The organism is Isoptericola croceus (assembly GCF_029382255.1).
Taxonomy (GTDB): domain Bacteria; phylum Actinomycetota; class Actinomycetes; order Actinomycetales; family Cellulomonadaceae; genus Isoptericola; species Isoptericola croceus.
Genome location: NZ_JARLLG010000339.1, coordinates 1 through 267, shown reverse-complemented (window position 1 = coordinate 267; position 267 = coordinate 1). Strand labels below are relative to the sequence as shown.

1 protein-coding gene is annotated in these 267 nt (G+C 47.6%); it reads right to left on the bottom strand.

Features of this window, described 5'->3' with window-relative positions:
* Positions 1-24: 24 nt before the first annotated feature.
* The coding region (locus tag PZC42_RS24800; protein WP_277214223.1) for a hypothetical protein at positions 25-267 on the bottom strand (243 nt) is incomplete at its 5' end.

The following is a 267-nucleotide window of genomic DNA, read 5'->3' as shown; positions in this document are numbered from 1 at the left end:
AGAAACACCATATCCAATGACAGTTCAAGAGAAAACAAAATTTTTTGCTCGAAGGTTCTTGCGGTCCGGGATAAGCATCTCCGTATGCACGTAAAGGAGATCGAGATATTCCATTGCGGAGGCATCTTTCAAAATCTTTGCAACCTGTATGCCGGCCGAGATAAGTTGCAGCACATTCCGGTCATCCTTGACAGGTCTGGACTGATGCTTCGCGGCATGTCGCATCTCCAGGGAGTTTTCCAGCACGGTGACGAACTGCTTTTTCTG